The organism is Streptomyces sp. SolWspMP-5a-2, from assembly GCF_900091845.1.
Taxonomy (GTDB): domain Bacteria; phylum Actinomycetota; class Actinomycetes; order Streptomycetales; family Streptomycetaceae; genus Streptomyces; species Streptomyces doudnae.
This window is the reverse complement of record NZ_FMCI01000226.1, coordinates 1-1,934: the sequence shown is the minus strand read 5'-3', so window position 1 is coordinate 1,934 and position 1,934 is coordinate 1. Positions and strand designations below refer to the sequence as shown.

Sequence of the window (1,934 nt, the reverse complement as noted above, 5' to 3'; positions counted from 1 at the left end):
CGCTGGCCGTCACCGCGGGCGCCGTCACCGCCGCCCGTCTGACGGACGACGCCGGCACGCGGGCCGGGGACACGGCGGGCAGCACGAGCCCGGTGCCCGCGCCGGGGCTGCCCGCGGGCTGGCGGGCCTGGCGGACCACCCTGGCGACGGCGGTCGAGGGCGAACCGCTGGACAACCTGGAGTCCGGCTGCGTGCCCGGCGGCACGACCGCCGTCTACTGCGCGGGCACCGGTTTCACCACCGCGCGGCTGGACGCGGCGACCGGCCGCACCCTGTGGCGCTCCGGCGACAGCCCGCAGACGTCCCGCCCGATCGGCGTCCGCGACGGGCACGTCTACGCGTATCTGAAGCCCGACTCGCGGCAGTCCTACCGGCCGAGGCTGCTGGTCGCCCTGGACGAACGGACCGGCAGACGGCTCTGGTCGCGTCCGGTGCGCGAGGACGAACCCTCGCTCCTCTTCGACGGGGGCGTGGTGACCACGGACAACGAGGCGACCCACTTCGTCGCCTACGACGCGGCGGGACGGCGGCTGTGGCGGACCCCGGCGGCGTCGTCGGCCGGGAACGCCTGCGCGGCCGCCGTGTTCGGCGGCTCCCCCTACGGACTGTGCACGGCGGCGGACGACCCCGCCAAGGGCGCGACGGCGCTGGTGCGGCTCGACCCGTCCGGCGGCACGGCGCGGGAACTGGCCCGGCTGCCCGCGCTGGCGACGGGGCTCGGCACCGTCGGCGGGCAGCCCCTGCTCGTCGCGCCGGACATCGCGCGGTACGGGTCGGCGAAGGACGGGGACTGGCCGTACACGGCGCTGCTGCGGGTGGACCCCGGCAGCGGCGCGGTGGAGCGGCTCGCGCTGGCGGCCGGGACGCGCGGCACCCCGACCCTGGTCGGCGGGGTGGTGTACTTCGTGCGGCCGGACGGGACGGTCACGGCCGTCCGGGCGGCCGACGGCACCCGGCTGTGGCAGCGCGGCACGGGGACGGAGAACCTGTCGGCGCCGGTGCTGTCGACGCGGTACGACAGCCTCTACCTCGCCAACCGGTTCGGCCGCCTGACGGCCCTGGACCCGGCGACGGGCGCGGTGCGGTGGCGCACCGGGGCGCTCGCCGACCCCGGCGACTCGGCCCAGGACACCACCCCGTACCTGCGCCTGGTACGGGACGCGATCGTGGCCGTCGCGGGCGACACGGCGTTCTCGGTCCGCCCGGACCGGCCCGCCGTGCCCGCCCGCTGACCGCTCAGGCCACCGAGTCGACGCGGCGCGGCGGCAGCGACGCCGGGTCGTGGTGGATGGGGGTGTGGGCGCCGGTGAGCGGGACCCCGCTGCCGCCGCGCCGGGCGGCGACGATCTCGGCGGCGATCGAGAGGGCCGTCTCCTCGGGTGTGCGGGCGCCCAGGTCGAGGCCGATGGGCGAGCGCAGCCTGGCCAGTTCGAGGTCGGTCACGCCGACCCGGCGCAGCCGTTCGGCGCGGTCGAGATGGGTGCGGCGGGAGCCCATGGCGCCGATGTAGGCGACGGGCAGCCGCAGCGCGAGTCGCAGCAGCGGGACGTCGAACTTGGCGTCGTGGGTGAGCACGCACAGCACGGTCCGCGCGTCGGTGTCGGTGCGCTCCAGGTACTGGTGGGGCCACTCGACGACGATGTCGTCGGCGTCCGGGAAGCGGGCGCGGGTGGCGAAGACGGGCCGGGCGTCGCAGACGGTCACCCGGTAGCCGAGGAACCGGCCGACCCTGACCAGCGCGGACGCGAAGTCTATGGCGCCGAAGACGATCATCCGGGGGGCCGGTGCGGACGACTCGACCAGGACGGTGAGGGGCGCTCCGCAGCGGGAGCCGCGCGCGCCGATCTCCAGGGTGCCGGTGCGGCCCGCGTCCAGGAACGCGGCGGCCTCGCCGACGACCGTGCGGTCGAGTTCCGGGTGGCCGCCGAACCGCC

2 protein-coding genes are annotated in these 1,934 nt (G+C 77.1%); one reads left to right on the top strand and one right to left on the bottom strand.

The annotated features are described in order from the left end of the window. A partial coding sequence (locus GA0115242_RS22790; RefSeq protein ID WP_161353249.1) for an outer membrane protein assembly factor BamB family protein occupies positions 1-1,232 on the top strand: 1,232 nt, incomplete at its 5' end. Between the two features lie 4 nt (positions 1,233-1,236). Here GA0115242_RS22790 and GA0115242_RS22785 read toward each other — a convergent pair. Beyond that, positions 1,237-1,934: XdhC family protein (locus GA0115242_RS22785; protein ID WP_161353246.1), on the bottom strand; the 698-nt coding region annotated here is incomplete at its 5' end.